Origin of the sequence: Sphingobium sp. LMA1-1-1.1, assembly GCF_040676365.1 — a bacterium.
In the GTDB taxonomy this organism is placed as follows: domain Bacteria; phylum Pseudomonadota; class Alphaproteobacteria; order Sphingomonadales; family Sphingomonadaceae; genus Sphingobium.
Map to the genome: position 1 here is coordinate 1 of NZ_JBEGHS010000002.1, position 17,058 is coordinate 17,058.

The 17,058-nt window shown below is 60.2% G+C and carries 15 protein-coding genes, 1 tRNA gene and 1 pseudogene; 9 read left to right on the forward strand and 8 right to left on the reverse strand.

All coding sequences use genetic code 11. The annotated features are described in order from the left end of the window. The 5 genes and pseudogenes from MRBLMA1_RS05105 to MRBLMA1_RS05125 all read right to left on the reverse strand — a co-directional run. Positions 1 to 127 (reverse strand): annotated as a pseudogene (locus MRBLMA1_RS05105) (electron transfer flavoprotein subunit beta/FixA family protein); the annotation flags it as partial. A gap of 38 nt (positions 128 to 165) precedes the next feature. Next, entirely contained in the window at positions 166 to 1,548 is a 1,383-nt protein-coding gene (lpdA, locus tag MRBLMA1_RS05110; RefSeq protein WP_363735432.1) for a dihydrolipoyl dehydrogenase, read from the reverse strand. A gap of 3 nt (positions 1,549 to 1,551) precedes the next feature. Then, the gene (locus MRBLMA1_RS05115; RefSeq protein ID WP_363735433.1) at positions 1,552 to 2,835 is read right to left on the reverse strand and encodes a dihydrolipoamide acetyltransferase family protein; all 1,284 of its coding nucleotides are present in this window, start codon (positions 2,833 to 2,835) and stop codon (positions 1,552 to 1,554) included. Between the two features lie 2 nt (positions 2,836 to 2,837). Continuing rightward, the gene (locus MRBLMA1_RS05120) at positions 2,838 to 3,851 is read right to left on the reverse strand and encodes an alpha-ketoacid dehydrogenase subunit beta (RefSeq protein WP_363735434.1); all 1,014 of its coding nucleotides are present in this window, start codon (positions 3,849 to 3,851) and stop codon (positions 2,838 to 2,840) included. Between the two features lie 3 nt (positions 3,852 to 3,854). Then, a complete protein-coding gene (locus MRBLMA1_RS05125) occupies positions 3,855 to 5,084 on the reverse strand; it encodes a thiamine pyrophosphate-dependent enzyme (RefSeq protein WP_363735435.1) in 1,230 nt (409 codons plus the stop codon). A gap of 143 nt (positions 5,085 to 5,227) precedes the next feature. Between MRBLMA1_RS05125 and MRBLMA1_RS05130 the strand changes: the two genes are divergently transcribed. Next, entirely contained in the window at positions 5,228 to 5,686 is a 459-nt protein-coding gene (locus tag MRBLMA1_RS05130; RefSeq protein ID WP_363735436.1) for an Lrp/AsnC family transcriptional regulator, read from the forward strand. On the opposite strand, the gene MRBLMA1_RS05135 is transcribed toward MRBLMA1_RS05130, so the two are convergent. Further along, on the reverse strand, positions 5,676 to 6,281 hold the full coding sequence (locus tag MRBLMA1_RS05135; RefSeq protein ID WP_363735437.1) for a TetR/AcrR family transcriptional regulator: 606 nt from the start codon (positions 6,279 to 6,281) through the stop codon (positions 5,676 to 5,678). The two genes, MRBLMA1_RS05130 and MRBLMA1_RS05135, sit on opposite strands and share 11 nt — an antisense overlap. A 301-nt stretch (positions 6,282 to 6,582) precedes the next feature. Here MRBLMA1_RS05135 and MRBLMA1_RS05140 point away from each other — a divergent pair, with 301 nt between their 5' ends. The 6 genes from MRBLMA1_RS05140 to MRBLMA1_RS05165 all read left to right on the forward strand — a co-directional run bounded on the left by MRBLMA1_RS05140 (position 6,583) and on the right by MRBLMA1_RS05165 (position 13,985). Continuing rightward, on the forward strand, positions 6,583 to 7,491 hold the full coding sequence (locus tag MRBLMA1_RS05140) for a helix-turn-helix transcriptional regulator (protein WP_363735438.1): 909 nt from the start codon (positions 6,583 to 6,585) through the stop codon (positions 7,489 to 7,491). Positions 7,492 to 7,753: 262 nt separating this feature from the next. Then, positions 7,754 to 10,171 (forward strand): GcvT family protein, encoded by a 2,418-nt coding sequence (locus MRBLMA1_RS05145; protein ID WP_363735439.1) that lies wholly within the window; start codon positions 7,754 to 7,756, stop codon positions 10,169 to 10,171. A gap of 136 nt (positions 10,172 to 10,307) precedes the next feature. Beyond that, positions 10,308 to 11,498: an MFS transporter gene (locus MRBLMA1_RS05150; protein WP_363735441.1), complete on the forward strand. Its 1,191-nt coding sequence runs from the start codon at positions 10,308 to 10,310 to the stop codon at positions 11,496 to 11,498. 162 nt (positions 11,499 to 11,660) lie between these two features. Continuing rightward, complete coding sequence (locus MRBLMA1_RS05155; RefSeq protein ID WP_363735443.1) at positions 11,661 to 12,068, forward strand: dihydroneopterin aldolase; 408 nt, start codon at positions 11,661 to 11,663, stop codon at positions 12,066 to 12,068. Then, positions 12,065 to 13,294, forward strand: coding sequence for an aminodeoxychorismate synthase component I (gene pabB / locus MRBLMA1_RS05160; protein ID WP_363735445.1), 1,230 nt, complete (start codon positions 12,065 to 12,067; stop codon positions 13,292 to 13,294). The genes MRBLMA1_RS05155 and pabB overlap by 4 nt, the downstream gene beginning before the upstream one ends. A gap of 481 nt (positions 13,295 to 13,775) precedes the next feature. Continuing rightward, positions 13,776 to 13,985, forward strand: a complete 210-nt coding sequence (locus tag MRBLMA1_RS05165) for a hypothetical protein (RefSeq protein ID WP_363735446.1) — start codon at positions 13,776 to 13,778, stop codon at positions 13,983 to 13,985. Positions 13,986 to 14,467: 482 nt separating this feature from the next. Here the strand turns inward: MRBLMA1_RS05165 and MRBLMA1_RS05170 are convergent, their stop codons facing one another. Beyond that, positions 14,468 to 15,757 (reverse strand): tyrosine-type recombinase/integrase, encoded by a 1,290-nt coding sequence (locus MRBLMA1_RS05170; RefSeq protein WP_363735447.1) that lies wholly within the window; start codon positions 15,755 to 15,757, stop codon positions 14,468 to 14,470. 162 nt (positions 15,758 to 15,919) lie between these two features. Next, a tRNA-Gln gene (locus MRBLMA1_RS05175) sits at positions 15,920 to 15,994 on the reverse strand. A gap of 129 nt (positions 15,995 to 16,123) precedes the next feature. Between MRBLMA1_RS05175 and MRBLMA1_RS05180 the strand changes: the two genes are divergently transcribed. Both MRBLMA1_RS05180 and MRBLMA1_RS05185 read left to right on the forward strand, forming a co-directional pair. Next, entirely contained in the window at positions 16,124 to 16,645 is a 522-nt protein-coding gene (locus MRBLMA1_RS05180) for a MarR family winged helix-turn-helix transcriptional regulator (protein WP_133654621.1), read from the forward strand. 73 nt (positions 16,646 to 16,718) lie between these two features. Next, entirely contained in the window at positions 16,719 to 17,033 is a 315-nt protein-coding gene (locus MRBLMA1_RS05185) for a hypothetical protein (RefSeq protein ID WP_133654620.1), read from the forward strand. Positions 17,034 to 17,058 lie beyond the last annotated feature (25 nt).

The following is a 17,058-nucleotide window of genomic DNA, read 5'->3' on the forward strand; positions in this document are numbered from 1 at the left end:
CCGCAATCTCGTCGAACGGGTTCATCGACATCTTGACGTTCGCCAGATCGACGCCCGTCCCATCCGCCTTCACGCGCGGCTTCACATTATAGTCAATCACCCGCTTCACGGGCACAAGGATCTTCATGGTTCCACCGTTGTTTTTGATGACAGCTATTGATGCGATCAGATGTGGATGGCGTGTCCCGCAACCTTGAGCGATGCCTCATGAAAAGCCTCGCCAAGGGTTGGATGCGCATGCACGATGCCAGCTATATCTTCGACTACCGCCCCCATTTCGATAGCTGTGGCGAAGGTCGAGGCCAGTTCGGAAATATGCGCTCCGACAGCTTGGACTCCCACGATGCGGTGATCAGACGTGCGCGCCACCACGCGGACGAAGCCCCCCTGATCACCGGCATCCATCGTCAATGACCGCCCATTGGCGGAAAAGGGGAATGTCGCGCTGACCGTATCGGGCGCGTCCGGCCCCACCCCCACGCTCACGATTTCGGGCGACGTGAAGCACACCGCAGGGATCGCAACGGGGTCGAACCGCCGTCTGGCACCGGCGATGACTTCAGCTACCAGTTCACCCTGCGCCGAAGCCTTATGCGCGAGCATCGGCTCACCCACGAGATCACCGATCGCCCACACATTGGCTGTGGAACTAGCGCAGTGATCATCCACCTTCACGAAGGGACCGGCCATTTCCAGCCCCATCTCCTCCAGACCCCAACCTTCGGTAAGTGGCTTACGCCCCACTGTCACCAATATCCGATCCGCCTCGATCAATTGTTCGCCGTCATCCACGGTCACGATCAGTCCTTCGTCGACCTCCGCCTTGGCGGCGGTGCCGAGCAGAAGGCCGATGCCCAGCTTCTCCAGCGACCGCCGGACCGGCTCGGACAGCTTGGCGTCATATTGCGGCAAGATGCGATTGGCCGCCTCGACCACAGACACGGATACGCCCAGTTTCGCAAAGGCAATGCCCAATTCAAGGCCGATATAGCCCGCACCCACTATCGCGAAACGGCGTGGCAGTTCGTCGAGCGAGAGCGCCCCGGTCGAGCTGATGACCTTGCCGCCGAAGGGCAGGAAAGGCAGCTCGACAGGCAAGGATCCGGTCGCAAGCACCACATGCTCGGCACGGATGACGGTTTCCCCTTCCTCAGTCTCCACCGTGCAGCTTTTCGCATCGGTGAAGCGAGCCCAGCCCTGCACCACTTTTACGCCCGCCCGCTTGAGCAGGGCCGCGACACCACCGTTCAGCTGATCGACGATGGAGTCCTTCCAGCCGACCATCGCCGCGAAATCGAGCGAGGGGGAGGCCGCAAGGCTGATTCCATAGCGCGACTGCTGCGCTGCGGCAGTCATCGCTGCAAACTCATCCGCCGCGTGGATAAGCGCCTTGGACGGAATGCAGCCACGCACAAGACAGGTGCCGCCCAGACGCTCGCCCTCGACCAGCACCGTATCCAGGCCTAGCTGGCCACAGCGGATCGCCGCCACATAGCCCCCCGGCCCGCCGCCGACCACGAGCACCTTGGGATTGAGAATTTCGGGCATGTTTCAGTCCATAAACAACAGAGCGGGACGTTCCAGCAGGCGCTTGAGCCGCTGCACGAACAGGGCGGCGTCATAGCCGTCGACGATGCGGTGATCGAAAGAGGAAGAGATGTTCATCATCTTGCGGATCGTGACCGCTCCGCCCTGCACCACCGCCCGCTCCACCAGCTTGTTCGGGGCGATGATCGCGACCTCCGGCTGATTGATGATCGGTGTGGTGACGATGCCCGCCAGCGGCCCCAACGATGTCAGCGTGATGGTCGATCCCGACAATTCATCCCGCTTCGCCGTGCCGTCCCGTGCAGCCGCGCTCAGGCGACCGATCTCACTGGCGCAGTTCCAAATATCTCGCGCTTCGGCATGGCGGATGACAGGCACCATCAACCCGGCGGGCGTCTGCGTCGCCATGCCGACGTGGACGGCGGCAAATTCCTTGAGAACCCCCTTTTCATCGTCGAAATGCGCGTTGATATGGGGAAAATCGGGCAAAGCCTTCGCCAGCGCCGCGATGAAGAAGGGCAGCAAGGTCAGCTTAGGCTGTCCCGGTTGGCGATGGGCATTGAGGTCGATTCGCAGCACGTCGAGTTCGGTGAGGTCACATTCCTCGACATAAGCGATGTGGGGAACGCGGCGCTTGGTGTACTGCAATTTCTGCGCGATTTTGCGGCGCAGGCCGATGATCTGGCGTTCCGCGACGCCTTCCCTGGGCGCCCTGCCCGCCGCCGGTGGTGCGGCGGCGATCGGGTTGGCGATATACACATCCAAATCGTCCGGCGTGATCCGGCCGCCCGGTCCGGTTCCGGGGACGAACTGGAGGGGAATCCCCAGCTCGTAAGCGCGACGCCGTGTGGCAGGCGCGGCAAGCGGCGCATCGCCGATCGCACGGCTGGTGAAGCCGGGCTGCTGTGCGCGCTGCGGCTGGCTCGATACTGCCGACTCGGCCCTCGCAACAGGTGCAGGCGCCGCCGCGTCAGAGGTGGCTCTGGGCTCGTAGACTAGCGCAGGAGCCGAAACGGCGCCCGCCTTTTCCGTGACGTTGCTCGCGCCTTCAACCTCGATTTCGACCAGCACCGAGCCGACAGGCTTCATCTCGCCCACCTGGCCGTGAATAGCCAGCACGACGCCATCGACGGGCGAGGTCATGTCGACTGTCGCCTTGTCCGTCATCACATCGACCAGGCTCTGGTCTTCCTTGACCTGGTCGCCTGGCTTGACATGCCAGACGACGACCTCCGCCTCGGCAACGCCTTCTCCCACATCGGGCAGATGAAAGTGATAAAGCCCCATTTTCAGTCCTCCAGGACGCGCTTGAGCGCGGCTGCCAGCCGCGCCGGGCCGGGGAAATAATCCCATTCGAACGCATGTGGATATGGCGTATCCCATCCTGCCACACGCGCGATCGGGCTTTTCAGATGATGAAAACAGCGTTCCTGGATCAGCGCCGACAATTCGCCGCCAAAGCCGCCGAAACGCGATGCTTCGTGCAGAATGACGCACCGCCCGGTCTTCTTCACGGACGCGACGATCGTTTCCACATCCAGCGGCACGATCGAGCGCAGGTCAATCAGTTCGGCATCGACGCCGCTATCCTCAATTCCCGCCTTGCCGACATGAACCATCGTACCATAGGCAAGCACGGTCGCCGCGACGCCTTCCCGCACGACGGCGGCCTTGCCCAGCGGCACGGTGTAATAGCCTTCGGGCACCTGAGCGCTCGACTCGTCGGCCCAGGTCTTGAGCGCTTGGTCATGCCGGCCGTCAAACGGCCCGTTGTAGATACGCTTGGGTTCAAGGAAGATGACGGGATCGTCATCCTCGATCGACGCCAGAAGCAGCCCCTTGGCATCATAGGGATTGGAAGGAATAACGGTCTTCAATCCGGTGATGTGGGCGAAGATCGCCTCGGGCGACTGGCTGTGCGTTTGGCCACCGAAGATGCCGCCGCCATATGGAGAGCGGACAGTGATCGGTGCCCAGAACTCGCCGTTCGACCGATAGCGTAGGCGCGCCGCTTCGCTCACCAACTGATCGAAGGCCGGCAGGATATAGTCAGCGAACTGGATTTCAGGGATGGGCCGGAGCCCATAGGCACCCATGCCAATGGCGGTCGCGATGATCCCGCCTTCGGATATGGGCGCATCAAAGCAACGGGTCAGACCGTGCTTGGCCTGCAATCCTTCCGTCACCCGAAACACGCCGCCAAAAAAACCGACATCCTCGCCGAAGACCAAGGTGTCGGGATCATTGGCGAGCGCTACGTCCAGCGCCGAATTGAGCGCCTGGATCATGGTCATCACGGCCATGTATCAAATCCCCAATTCGCGGCGCTGCTCAATGACGCGCCAGTCGGGCTGCTTGAAAACGCCCTCGAACATTTCTTTGACGCTGGGCTTGGACTTGCCGAGCGTTCCGACCGCCTCTGCCGCTTTCACCGCGCCCTTGACCTCCTGCTCCAGTTCCGCCGCCAGGGCTTCGTGGCGGGCCTCATCCCAGTCGCCGATCGCAATCAGATGCTGCTTCAGCCGGTCGACGGGGTCGCCTAGCGGCCAGTGCACCGGCTCATCGGAGGGGCGGTATTTGGTGGGATCATCACTGGTGGAATGACCCGATGCGCGATAGGTGAACAATTCGATCAACGTCGCCCCCTTGTTCGACCGCGCTCGTTCCGCAGCCCATTGCGTAGCTGCCCAGACGGCCAGGAAGTCATTGCCATCGACGCGAAGGCCTGGCAGGCCATAAGCGAGCGCCTTGGCTGCAAAGGTCGTCTCCTGCGCACCTGCAATGCCCGCAAAGCTCGATATGGCCCATTGGTTGTTGGTAACGCACAGGATGACCGGCGCATGATAGACGCTGGCGAACGTCAGCGCTTCGTGGAAATCGCCCTCGGCTGTCGTGCCTTCCCCGATATAGGCGAGCGCGATCTTGTCGTCGCCCTTGTAGGCGGACGCCATCGCCCAGCCGACCGCATGGCCGAACCGGCTGCCAACATTGCCCGAGAGAGAGTAGAAGCCATATTCCCGCGCCGAATAAAGGATGGGAAGCTGCCGCCCCTTAAGCGGATCCTCTGCATTGGAGAAGATCTGGTTGGTCAATTGCGTCAGGGGATAGTCGCGCGCCATCAGCCAGGACAGCACGCGATAGGTGGGAAAGCACATGTCCCCCGCGTCAAGCATCATCGACTGAGCAGCGCCGATCGCCTCCTCCCCCGTCGACTTCATATAGAAGCTGGTCTTGCCCTGCCGATGCGCACGGAAGAGTCGATCATCGAAGGCGCGTGTCAGCATCATGGCGCGTAGCCCCCGGATCAACACCGAAGGCGTGAGCCGCGGATTCCATGGCCCCTGTGCTTCGCCCTCATCGTCCAGCACGCGAATAAGCTCATAGGGCAAGTCGCGCATCAGATGCTCGGCCTCTCCGCTGTCGGGCCGCCGTACTGCGCCGGGCGCCGAAAGGACGAGGTTGCTGAAATCCGGTTGGTCCCCGGGACGTGACAGGGGTTCGGGAACATGCAGCCGAAGACCCTGGGAATTTTTCATGGACGCCGGTCAACCTTCAACATGGGGTTAATCTCCGGATGATGCTCCAGCAGGATCGAAATTAAAATTTCTCTCTTCGCCCGTTTCGCGATAAATAGTGCAATTTTATCCTATATATCTGAGATTTTTTAGGAGACTTTACCGTGGATCGGCTTGATCGAAAAATCCTTTCGGCTCTTCAGCAGTTCCCTGAGATGTCGGTCGTGGACATCGCTTCGCACGTCGGCCTGTCTCACACGCCGTGCTGGCGACGGATCAAGAAGCTGGAGGAAATGGGTGCGATCAGGGGCAAGGTCGTTCTTCTCGACGCGCAACTGCTTGGCCTGACGGTTGACGTCTTTGCCCAGCTAAAGTTGAAGCAGCATGACGAGGAAACTCTGAACCGCTTCGAGACGGCGGTCCGGGACCGAAGCGAGATCGTCGAATGTTTCTCGATGAGCGGTGACAGCGATTATCTGATCCGGATCGTCATCGACAGCATAGCCTCTTACGAGACATTTTTGAAAAAGGTGCTTCTGCATCTTCCCGGCGTGGGATCGATCAATTCCAATTTCGCCCTCGGATGCGTCAAGATGACGACAAACCTGCCGATCACCTCTTGACGGGGGTCGGAGAGGACTGGCCCGTCAGGACCAACGTATAAAGTTGGCTGAGTTCTTCGCGGCGCCGGGCTGCTTCACGTACTTCCATCGCATAATAGCCGACCTGATGGTAATAAGTGACCCGGGCTCTTACCAACGCTTCATCTTCGGCAAAGCCGAAGTCCTTGAACAGCTTCTGCAAGGCCTCCACGCGCCGGTTGTCCACCTCATGCACCGCCTGCTGAACCTTCACATCGGTGCGCGCCCAGTTGCGGATCGCCGTGTCGTAATCCGGGCTATATTCCTGCTCGTCAATCCACAGGCGCACCAACCGCTCGAACCGCTCGGCAGGTGATCCAGGTCCCTTCAGCGCCTCAAGGATAGGGGCGCTATTCGTGTTCTTCCAATCCTCCAGCAGGGCGTCGAGCAAGTCGCTCCGGCTCTTGAAACGCCAGTAGAAGCCGCCACGGGTTACACCGCACTCGCGGGCGAGGCGATCGATCTTGACCGAATTCACCCCTTCCTTGAGGAGCATCGCCCGCGCCACATCGATCCAGTCCTGGGTCGACAGTCCTCTTCCCTCGTCATTGGTCGTTTCGACCGGGAGCTTGCTCACCTGTATTCCCTTCGATCTGACGCCAACCGGGGCATTTTCTGCTGAAAGAAGCTATCCCGAATGCCTCGCCACCGCTCTTCGAGCAAGCGCTTTCCAAGCTGTGACAAAAGCGATATACACATATGTATGGCGCAGGAAAGCACCAGGGGAGTCGGGTGTGCTGGCTGAAACCACATCAAGGGATGTCGCCTTGCACCGGCAAGATGGACGCATTCTGGGATCATTCCATACGGATTGGTCAGATCGAGCGCCCCCCTCCATAGGCAGCATCATCGAAACGGGCGGTATGCGGACGGCAAGGATGACCGTCGACCGCGACGACGCTTCGGGCACTTGCGAATTTGTGTCGCTCGAACCCGGGCTGTTTCTGCTCACGCTCGACGTGGCGCTGCCGCAGGGCATGGCGCTCAATCTGGTGGGCGAGGATCTGATCGAATTTCATTACCGTGTTTCGGGGTCGATCTCGCTGCAGGGAAATTGGGGCGACGTGATCCAAGACCGGCCTTCGATGCTTTTGTGGCACCAGCCCCAGGGCCATGACGATGTTTGGGAGGAGCTGGGCTCCGCTGACATGAAGCGCGAAGTGTCTGCCACCCTCTATTGCAAGCCGGAATGGCTAGGACGACTGATAGGCTATGAATCGGCGCTTCTGCCCGACGACCTGCGCCGAATCCTCAACCGGCAGAGCACTCTGCCGACGCACCGGGTCCTGCCGCACCTGCCGGAAACGTCGAGCATCATCCATGCGATTTTAAACGACAAGGAATCTGGTCCGCTGCGGCTGGTGAACATGAAGGCGCGCGGCTACGAACTGCTGGCCTGCGCGCTCCGATCAGCAGCTTCTGACAGCCCTCCGTCCCGCCCCCTTTCCGATCGCGATGTCAAACGCATTGATGACGCCCGGGAAATTCTCGAGCGCGAGTTCATCCACCCCCCCACGATGCAGGCCCTCGCCCGCCGCCTCGGCCTGAACGTCAATAAGCTTTGCAACGGCCTCAAGGCACGTCACGGCGCGACCGGCCAGCATCTGATCCGAGCGGCGCGACTGAGGCGAGCCTATGAGTTGCTACAGTCATCAGACCTCCAGGTGAGCCAGGTCGCCTATGCCGTGGGCTATGCGCATCACAGCACCTTCACGGCTGCCTTCGTCGAACGGTTTGGTATTTCGCCCAAGGCCTTGGCCGCCAACCGGAACATGAGCCGAAACTGACCCGTACCCAAGCCGACCGTCCCACATCAGCCCCCACACCGTCAGAATCGAAATGCCGCGTGTCATTCGCGCGGATGTGACCGGGTCACGACATGGTCCACTCGGCCTAATTTTTTGTGGCGCGCGCCTAAATAAAGGCCGCACGGCTCTCTGGAAGATTTGATAGCAAAAGCCATTCAATAATGGCGGCCGGTGGGATGATGACCTTTCAGAGGCGATTTTGCATCCCCCGCGGCGGCCAGAGCGTGGAGCTTGGCGGTTTATGATTTCTCATTGCAAAGTAGCCGTTATCGGGGGCGGCGTCGTCGGCTGCAGCGTCCTCTATCATCTGACCAAATTGGGCTGGAAGGATGTTGTCCTGATCGAACGCAAGGAGCTGACTGCAGGATCGAGCTGGCACGCCGCCGGTGGCTTCCACGCGCTCAACAGCGACCCTGGCGTCGCTCGCCTGCAATCCTACACCATCGCGCTTTACAAGGAGATCGAGGAACTGTCCGACCAGAGCGTCGGCATGCACATGACCGGCGGACTCAACATCGCCGCGACTCAGGAGCGGTGGGATTTCTTGCGCGCCGACCAGGCACGGCATCGCGTGCTGGGCATCGACACCGAGTTGCTTGGACCTGCCGAGATCAAGGATATGTGCCCACTGATCGACGTCGCCGACGTGTACGGCGCGATCTACGATCCGCATGAGGGCCATGTCGATCCCTCGGGCGCCACTCATGCTTATGCCAAAGCAGCGCGCGCCAATGGTGCCCAGATCTATCGCCACACCCGCGTCATGGATCTGCAGCCCACTGGCAGGGGTAGCTGGCGCGTCATCACCGACCAGGGCGAGATTGAAGCCGAGCATGTCGTGAACGCCGCAGGCCTGTGGGCGCGCGAAATGGGCAACATGGTTGGCGCGCGGCTGCCGCTGGTCCCAATGGAACATCATTATCTCGTGACCGAAGACATCCCCGAGGTGTTGGCGCAGGAAAAGGAACTGCCGCTCATTCTCGATCTCGACGCCGAAATATACATGCGCCAGGAACGCGGCGGGATGCTGGTGGGCGTTTATGAAAAGGATGCGCAGCCTTGGGCGGTGTCTGGGACTCCCTGGGACTATGGCGAGACCGAACTGCTGCCCCCCGACCTGGAGCGCTTGACCGAAGAACTCATCCGCGGCTACCAGCGTTTTCCAGCCGTCGCGGAGGCAGGCATCCGGCGGATCATCAACGGCCCCTTCACCTTCACCCCAGACGGCAATCCGCTTGTTGGCCCAGTTCCGGGCATCCCCAACTACTGGTCGGCCTGCGGCGTGATGGCCGGCTTCGCGCAGGGCGGCGGCGTTGGTCTGACCCTCGCTCAATGGATCATCAATGGCGAACCGGAAGGCGACATCTACGCGATGGATGTGGCGCGTTTCGGCGACTATGCAACCCCGACCTATGTCATAGACAAAGCAAAGGAATTTTACTCCAACCGCTTCCGCTTGGCCTATCCCAACGAATATTGGCCGGCCGGTCGCGTTCATCGCACCAGCGCACTCTATGACACGCTCAAGGCACAGAATGCGGTGTTCGGCGTCAGCTACGGTCTGGAAACTCCCCTTTACTTCGCGCCCGAGGGAGAGGAGCCGGTCGAAACACCAACCCTCAAGCGCTCCAACGCCTTCCCTGCGGTCGCGCGGGAAGTGGCCGCGGTACAGCGGTCGGTGGGCATTTTCGACAGCTCCTCGTTCGGCAAATATGAAGTGACTGGCAAGGGTGCCGCCACCGCGCTGGACAAGATCCTGGCCAGCAAGTTGCCCGCCCCTGGACGTTTGCGCCTCGCCCCGCTGCTCTCGGACAGCGGGCGACTGATGGGCGACCTCACCGTCATGCGGCTGGAAAAAGAGCGCTTCATTCTCTTCGGCTCGGGTTATCTCCAGAACTGGCACGGCCGCTGGTTCGATACTCATCTGCCCAAGGATGATGTTCAGTTCCGCAACGTGACCGACCAGATACAGGGCGTTGCGCTGATGGGTCCCAATGCGCGGACGCTGCTGCAACGGATAACCGACATCGACCTGTCGAAATCCTCCTTCCCCTTCATGACGGTGCGCCCGGCGCATGTCGGTTTCGCCCCGGCATTCATCGCCCGGCTCTCGCTTACCGGGGAGCTGGGCTTCGAAATCTATGCCGACGCTGTCTATATTCGCTCGATCTACAACAGCCTTCGCAGCGCCGGAAAGGATCTTGGCCTCGTCAACTTCGGCATTCATGCCCTTAATTCCATGCGTTTGGAAAAGGGTTTCGGCATCTGGTCGCGCGAATTTAGCCGGGATTTCACCGCCGCCGCTTCGGGCCTCGACCGCTTCGTCGATATCAACAAGCCTGATTTCATCGGCAAGGCGGCAACGTTAGCCGAGCAGCAGAGTCCTCCGGAACAGTTGCTCGTAACCTTCGCTGTCGATACCGTCGATGCTGATCCGGCCGGTTACGAACCGATCTGGCATGACGGGGTCCATGTCGGCTTCGTCACCTCCGGCGGCTACGGGCATCGCATCGGCGCAGGCGTGGCAATGGGCTATATCAACCGTGATCTTATCCACGCGCAGAGCGGCTTTGAGATTTCGATATTGGGTGAGCGGCGCCCAGCCAGACTCTCGCTCGAGCCGCTTTACGATCCCACCGGGGCGCTGGCGCGCGGTTGAGGGCAGGCCAATTCCCTTGCTGCGGGCGTCAGGGAAAAGAAGGCACGGTTGCAATCAGACTGGGTTTTGTTGGAAGTGCCAACCCCATCATTGATGAACGTCGAAAGTTAACAGTGTCATGGCATCGTCAGGTTCAATGGTCGAAACACAGCGAAACCCAGGGTTGGCCGCCTTCATCGCGCTAGTGCTGGCCGTGGGCATCGGCAACGGCCTTGCCCATTTCGGAACCTCCTCGATGCCGTTCCAGGTTGGAGCGGTCATGGACGGCCGCCACCTCAGCGCCACGCAAGGCGGCATATTCGGCTTTTTCGAGGTCGGATCGCTGGCCCTGATCATGCTTGTCCTCTCCCCTGTGATTGATCAGTTCCGGCCCATGCGTATCGGTCTGGCCGGCGCGGGGCTGAGCTGCGCTGCGCATCTTCTGATGTTCGTCTTCGATCCCGGTTTCCCGGTGCTATGCACGCTCGCGGCTGCGGCAGGGGCCGGCTACGGCCTCCTCTACGCCGCGGTCATCACCGGGGCGTCCGGCTCGCACAATGCGGACCGCATATATGCTTTGGGCAGCAGTGCGACGCTGCTTGTCATCGTGTTGCTCATGATGACGCTACCTTTTGCCGGCCAAGCGTTCGGCCCGTTCGGTATTTTCCTGGGCATGAGCATCATATTGTTGTTCTCAAGCCCATTCCTGATCGGCTTCAAGGGGATCGCGCCGCACGTGAATCTTCAACAGCGGGGGTCAGTGTTGCGGCAAGGCGGGGCAAAACCCCTGCTCATCCTCTGGTCGCTATTCTCCTTCGGCACGGGTGCGCTCTGGAGCTTCGCCGAACGCATCGGCCGCCACATCGATCTTCAGCCGGAGGCCATCGGTTTCATCTTGTCCGCCAGCACCTTTTGCGGTCTCGCGGGCACCTTTGCCGCCGCGATGACGGCGGGGCGTGTCAACCGGCTGTGGGCGATAGCGATCGGCTTGGTGGGTTCCGGTGTGGGCTGCGCCATCCTGGGGGTATCGGCCTCCATCGTCGCTTACTCCTTGGGCGTGCTGCTCTACTGGATCTTCTACATGTATCTTTATGCCTATCTGCTCGGCACAGCGGCAGCACTCGATTCGGCGGGCAGGATCGGCACGGCGGGCGGCGGCTGCGAACGGCTGGCCTTTGCTCTGGGGGCTCCGGTAGGAGGGCTGGTGGTGGACTACTCGTCGTACGCGCTGCTGGGCATCATCGCGGCAGCACTGTGCATCGCCGCACTGCCTTTGTGTCTACCCAGTCTAAAAGCGGCGCTCGCGCGATCAGACGAGGACAACCGTAAATCGGCTCCCACTGGGTGATTGGTTAAGTGTCGAAACACGGGATCTGATCTCCGCGGCGAATCCACTTCGTTCGCCGGTGATATTGGGTGAAACTCTCCAGGAACAAAGCCGCTCTATTCCGAACGTTCGATGAATGAGATCTAGTCAGCAGATAGTGGAACGGAGCACAGGCAAAGTGGAATGAACACTTCTACTCCCGTCAGTCTGCCTAGCGCGACGAATGCCCGCGGTGCGATGCAATGCGATATCGTGGTAACCGGGTTGAAGGTGATGGCCGACATAGGGGCCTATGCTGCGGAGAAAGGAGTCTTGCAGCCATTGTCCATAACGGCCACGCTCTCAGTCATTCCGCCGAACGACGATGAACTTGGAGAGGCATTTGACTATGCGCAGATCTGTGAGTTTGCGACAACTCTAGCCACGCAGCGTATCAATCTGATCGAGACGTTCGCGCGCAGGCTGGCTGAGATGTGCTTGCGGCACGATCTCGTGCTCGGAGCTGTTATCGAGATTGATAAGCCACAGGCTCTACCCGGATGTGTTGCGGGCACCGTCTTTCGCCTAAGCAAGCAACTTCTGCGGCAATGAAAACCAATGAACATTTGCGCTCGCAAGCCCCATCGGGTTGGAACGATGCAGCAACTCACCCTGCATCCCCGCGCTACCCAATGCCCGACCTCACAACGCCCTTTGTCGTTTTCGACGATGTAAGAGCAGACGGCGAGGCTGTCCTCTACTCCGACCCGCATGAGATCATCGCTGCGCATACACTTGAAGAGATATTGCCAGCATTGATGCGCCTGCGTCGCGGAGTTGCCAAGGGCTCTCACGCAGCAGGCTACCTTAGCTATGAGGCGGGGTTCGCGTTTGAACAGCGGCTTCACCGCTATTCATTGAAACCATTCGGCGTTCCCCTACTCTGGTTCGGTCTCTTCGGCGCTCCCAATCCAACGCGGATATCGCCATCGAAGCCAATCAGACCACCGTCGCGCTCCGAATATTGGCAGCCACAGATCGAGCAACACCGCTACATGCGGGACGTTGGTCATATACTATCTCTAATTGATGCGGGCGATTGCTACCAGGTCAACTACAGCTTTGATGCCCATTTTTGTTACCCTGGTGATCCGATAGAACTTTATCGAGAATTGCGGCTCGCACAAGGTGCCGGATGGGGAGGCATTCTATCTACTGGACAGCATACTTTGCTCTCCTGTTCCCCAGAGTTGTTCTTCTCACTCAGTGGCGGAACCATTTGGACGAAGCCCATGAAAGGAACGGCTAGCCGAGGTACGACGCCAAAGGAGGATGCAACTCGCAAAAGAGAGCTACGTGAAAATCCCAAGGAATGTGCCGAGAATTTGATGATAGTCGATTTGCTCCGGAACGACTTGTCCCGTGCAGCGGTTCCCGGGACGGTTAAAGTCACCGATTTATTCGCGATCGAAACCTATCCCACCATACATCAGATGACGAGTTCCATCCGTGCCGATATCGCTCCGAACCTTGACACGATTGACTTGCTGATGCGTCTGTTTCCTTGCGGATCGATCACCGGCGCGCCGAAGATCCGGGCGATGGAAATTATAGCGGAACAGGAGCAACGTCAGCGTGGCGCCTATTCGGGATCCATGGGTTTCATAACGCCCGACGGCCGCTCCGCATTTAATGTTCTGATCCGCACCCTTCAGTTTAAGGTCAGCGAGCAAGTTTTGCACTTCGGGGTAGGATCCGGCATCGTCAGGGATTCCGTACCGAAAGCAGAGTGGAATGAATGCTGCTGGAAGGCTCGCTTCCTATCGGGGGTTACATGAAGGAGTGCGGAATTGTTTTCCGATCTGACGCGGCGTCCCCGGAATGATATCGGTCTCGAAGGCAGATCTCGCCGTCGCCAACGGAAGAGCGGACCATCCCAGTCCGCCCGAAAACGTTACGAAAACGAATCATTTTGGCCTGCTGGCTGCATTCGATATGAAATCCGATCGTCGCAGGCATCGAGGGAGCTTGATTGATGAAATATGCTGACTCCAATCACGCGCTTTACCCAGCGGCTTCCAGCGACGAACGCACGCCACCATTCGAGCGAACGCAGGTCTATCTCGCGGCCCAGGAGCCGATGCGCACGCATCTCGCCGACTTCATGCGATCGGATTTTTCGTCGCCTTGGGCCTGGCGGTCCTGTCATTCCGCCGCGCATCCTGGTCCAACCGTGGCCACTGCCTGAGCCTGTTTGCAGTCTTTCCGGCCATTCAAATTCCCGTCGTCCTAATCATGGCCGTGCTCCCACGGCGAGAGGTGCCCAGCCAACAGCCTGATGCCGAGCGGATCGACCTAGCCGACGTGCTTCAGGGTGTCATCGCCGGAGTGGCGATCATCGTGGCGGCCGTGCTGATCTCGGCGTTGACGGTCGGCGCCTATGGCGACGTTGAGGCGCTTCGTATCTCGCGGCGATGGAGTGTCCGGTCGCTCCCCGATCACGGCGTCCCCGCCATCAGCAGGATATAGGTGGAAGAAAACCATCCAGGCAGGGAATTTCCCGGGCGAGAGTTATGGACGGAAATTACGCCCATTCAGCTTCTGACCATCGCTCCCAGTAGCGACGATTAGCGTCGGCTTTTCCAATTCCGTTCTCAAAAGCGGACAGAGCGCAAAGTCCCCATGCCAACCGCCCATGCCGGGACCACCGAAGCGATTTCATCTTTGCGGCAACGGATCAATTTGGGCCTATTTTATGCCGTTTTGCACCAGTGACATCATCTGAATGTGGGAAAATGATGGGTAGCAAAAATTTGGAATGCCCTATGCCCCGAAAGCCGCTGCCTGACCAAATAGATCGATTGATCACCGTGAGCGATTTCGCAGAAATTGCACGCCTTTCACGCCGCCAGATCGACCGCCTGCGCACGCGCCGCCCAGGAAATTTCCCCCGAGAATATGAATTGGGCACCGGGAGCAGCAAACACCGCCGCTGCCCCCGGTTCCGACTTTCAGAGGTGCAAGCCTGGCTCGACAGCCGGGCCCTGTGGTGATCGCGCTGCACCTGAAACGGCATCGGCCCCTTCCAGTTGTTCATGCACGCCAGCCCGGCGCGCTATCGCCAGCACCTCATTTTCCCAACGCGCAAACCAGCGCCGCTTCTCCTCTTCGAGATCATAGCGGTCATAGGTCCGCTCAAGTCCAGTCTTCAGATGGTTGAGCATCGCCTCGGCGGTTTCGAAATCGACATGCAGACGCTTCGTATTGGACCGCGCCGTCCGGCGAAAATCATGGGGCGTAAACCGCTCGATTGGTCGTCCGGCCAATTTCGCCATCCGGGCGACGACACGATCCCTGGCCTCATACCAGCCCTGCGTTCGCGGCCCCTCCACCTTTTCCGCTGGGAACAGCCATTCCGAATTGGAACGGAACAGACGAAGGCCCCACGGCCCCAGCGCGATCCGATGCGCCTGTCCGTTCTTGGAACGCTCCGCCGGAATGGTCCAGATACCATCCTGAAGCTCAGCAGTTTTTGCGAAGACGACCTCGGAGAAGCGCGCCGCCGTCAATAACCAGAGGAGCATACCACGACGGAAATCCCGCCGTTCCTCAGCAAGCGCTCGAAGAAACCATGACAGTTCATCCAGGCTGAGCTTCCGCGCCCGTGGCGTTTCGGGGAAGCGCAGATCGCCCAAGCGGCGGGCCGGATCGACCTCCAGCCCGACCTCTTTTCCCCGCAGGGACGCCGTCCAGCCGAAGAACACCTTCAATTCCGCAGCGAGCCGGTTGGCGCGAACCTTTGCCGCCTTTCCCTTCTTTTCCACCAGCGCGATGAGGTCGTCCTCGGTGACGTCATAGATGATCTTTTTACCCAGCTTGGGCTCAACATCGCGGCTGAATATGGCGATCTTGTCCGCTATTGTCCGCGGTTTATTCTTGCGCTTGGACCGGGAGGCCCGCCCTTCCCGAACCGCATTCATATATAAGACATGCGCCCTGTTCACCGTCATGGTGTCGCGGCGCTCCTGCTCCTGCCAGATATCTCTTGGATCGGAACCGGCATCGATCATGGCGTTCAGTTCGTTCGCCCACTCCCGCGCGGCGGCGATGGTAAAAGCTGGATAGGTGCCAAGCGTTCGTCGCAGGAACCCCTGCTTGCCCGGAACCCAGCGCATATATTTCCAGACCTTCTTGCCGCGCGAGAGCATCTGGATTGCCAGTCCAGGGGTGAGCGGATCGTTCAGGGAACCCTTCGCCATTCCGTCGATGAGCGAAGGGGTAAGCGTGATGGTGCGATTCATAGTCCGACATCCTGGTCGGCCCCTATCCAGATAAAATCGCGATAAAAATCGCGATAAAAGAGGGGGCAAATCCGGGCCAAATGAGGCGAACCGGGTCCAACTCTCTTCCGTCGCGATTTTCCGATAAGTCACTGAATATAGGCCGAAACTAGAGGATTCGGCTGGCTGGGGCGGCAGGATTCGAACCTGCGCATGGCGGTACCAAAAACCGCTGCCTTACCGCTTGGCTACGCCCCAGCATCGGCCGGATAATGCCGGCGCGGACCGCCATATAGCGCCTGCCGCGCGAAAGGAAAGCCTAGTCATTATTTTCCGGAACCGCCAATATGCACGCCGCCCTGTCCTCTCAGCCTGGAACCGACCGGCATGCCCGCTCCCCCTTCTTCCTCCCCCGCCCCGACGTCCCAGATCGCACCCGCTTCGCCGCTGTTCCTGCGCGAGGACGAGATCCGGCGCGGCATAGAGATGCTCTATTTCGGCTATTCCGCGCTGACCCGCTCGATCGACGAGGGGCTCGCCGCGCAGGGGCTGGGCCGGGCGCATCATCGCGCGCTCTATTTCATCTCGCGCCAGCCTGACCTCACCGTCAAGGACCTGCTGCGCCTGCTGGCGATCACCAAGCAGTCGCTCGGCCGCGTGCTCAACGACCTGATCGAGCAGGGCTATATCGAAACCCGCCAGGGCGCGAATGACCGGCGGCAGAAATTGCTGCGGCTCAGCGCTGCCGGCATGGCGCTGGAGGCAGAGCTGTTCCGCGCTCTGCGGGAAAAGATGGCGGCGGCCTATGCCCAGGCGGGACAAGGCTCCGTCACCGGATTCTGGCGGGTGCTGGAGGGGCTGATCCCGGATCAGGACAGGTCCATGGTGTTCGGTTTGCGCGGCCGGTGAAGGATCGTTACGCAACCTTATCGCCGCCGGGGCGCTTATCAGGTCTTTGTTGAAGGCAAGATAAGGGTGAACCATGCGCACATCATTCCTGGCCGCCATGTCGGCACTGACCGTCCTTGGCCTCTCGGCCTGCTCGGAAAAAGCGGCCGATAATCTGGAAAATGCCGGCTCCGCGATCGGCAATGACGTCAGCAACACGATGGACCAGGCCGGCGCCCGGATCGACCGGGGCCTCGACAGGGCGGACAATGCCATAAACGAAGGGTCCGATCGCGTCGGCGCGGCCATGGACAATGCGTCGCGCGACGCCGAACGCGAAGCGCGCGAAGCAAAGCGCGACGTCGGCGCCGCCATGGAACGCGCGGGCAACGACATGCGCAAGGACTGACGGCCGGGCAAGACCCCGTGGGCGG

Bases quoted from the DNA above. Each gene is read 5' to 3' on its own strand.
- lpdA (WP_363735432.1), bottom strand. From the start codon at position 1,548: ATGCCCGAAATTCTCAATCCCAAGGTGCTCGTGGTCGGCGGCGGGCCG.
- MRBLMA1_RS05115 (WP_363735433.1), bottom strand. From the start codon at position 2,835: ATGGGGCTTTATCACTTTCATCTGCCCGATGTGGGAGAAGGCGTTGCC.
- MRBLMA1_RS05120 (WP_363735434.1), bottom strand. From the start codon at position 3,851: ATGGCCGTGATGACCATGATCCAGGCGCTCAATTCGGCGCTGGACGTA.
- MRBLMA1_RS05125 (WP_363735435.1), bottom strand. From the start codon at position 5,084: ATGAAAAATTCCCAGGGTCTTCGGCTGCATGTTCCCGAACCCCTGTCA.
- MRBLMA1_RS05140 (WP_363735438.1), top strand. From the start codon at position 6,583: ATGACCGTCGACCGCGACGACGCTTCGGGCACTTGCGAATTTGTGTCG.
- MRBLMA1_RS05145 (WP_363735439.1), top strand. From the start codon at position 7,754: ATGATTTCTCATTGCAAAGTAGCCGTTATCGGGGGCGGCGTCGTCGGC.
- MRBLMA1_RS05150 (WP_363735441.1), top strand. From the start codon at position 10,308: ATGGTCGAAACACAGCGAAACCCAGGGTTGGCCGCCTTCATCGCGCTA.
- MRBLMA1_RS05155 (WP_363735443.1), top strand. From the start codon at position 11,661: ATGAACACTTCTACTCCCGTCAGTCTGCCTAGCGCGACGAATGCCCGC.
- pabB (WP_363735445.1), top strand. From the start codon at position 12,065: ATGAAAACCAATGAACATTTGCGCTCGCAAGCCCCATCGGGTTGGAAC.
- MRBLMA1_RS05170 (WP_363735447.1), bottom strand. From the start codon at position 15,757: ATGAATCGCACCATCACGCTTACCCCTTCGCTCATCGACGGAATGGCG.
- MRBLMA1_RS05180 (WP_133654621.1), top strand. From the start codon at position 16,124: ATGCCCGCTCCCCCTTCTTCCTCCCCCGCCCCGACGTCCCAGATCGCA.
- MRBLMA1_RS05185 (WP_133654620.1), top strand. From the start codon at position 16,719: ATGCGCACATCATTCCTGGCCGCCATGTCGGCACTGACCGTCCTTGGC.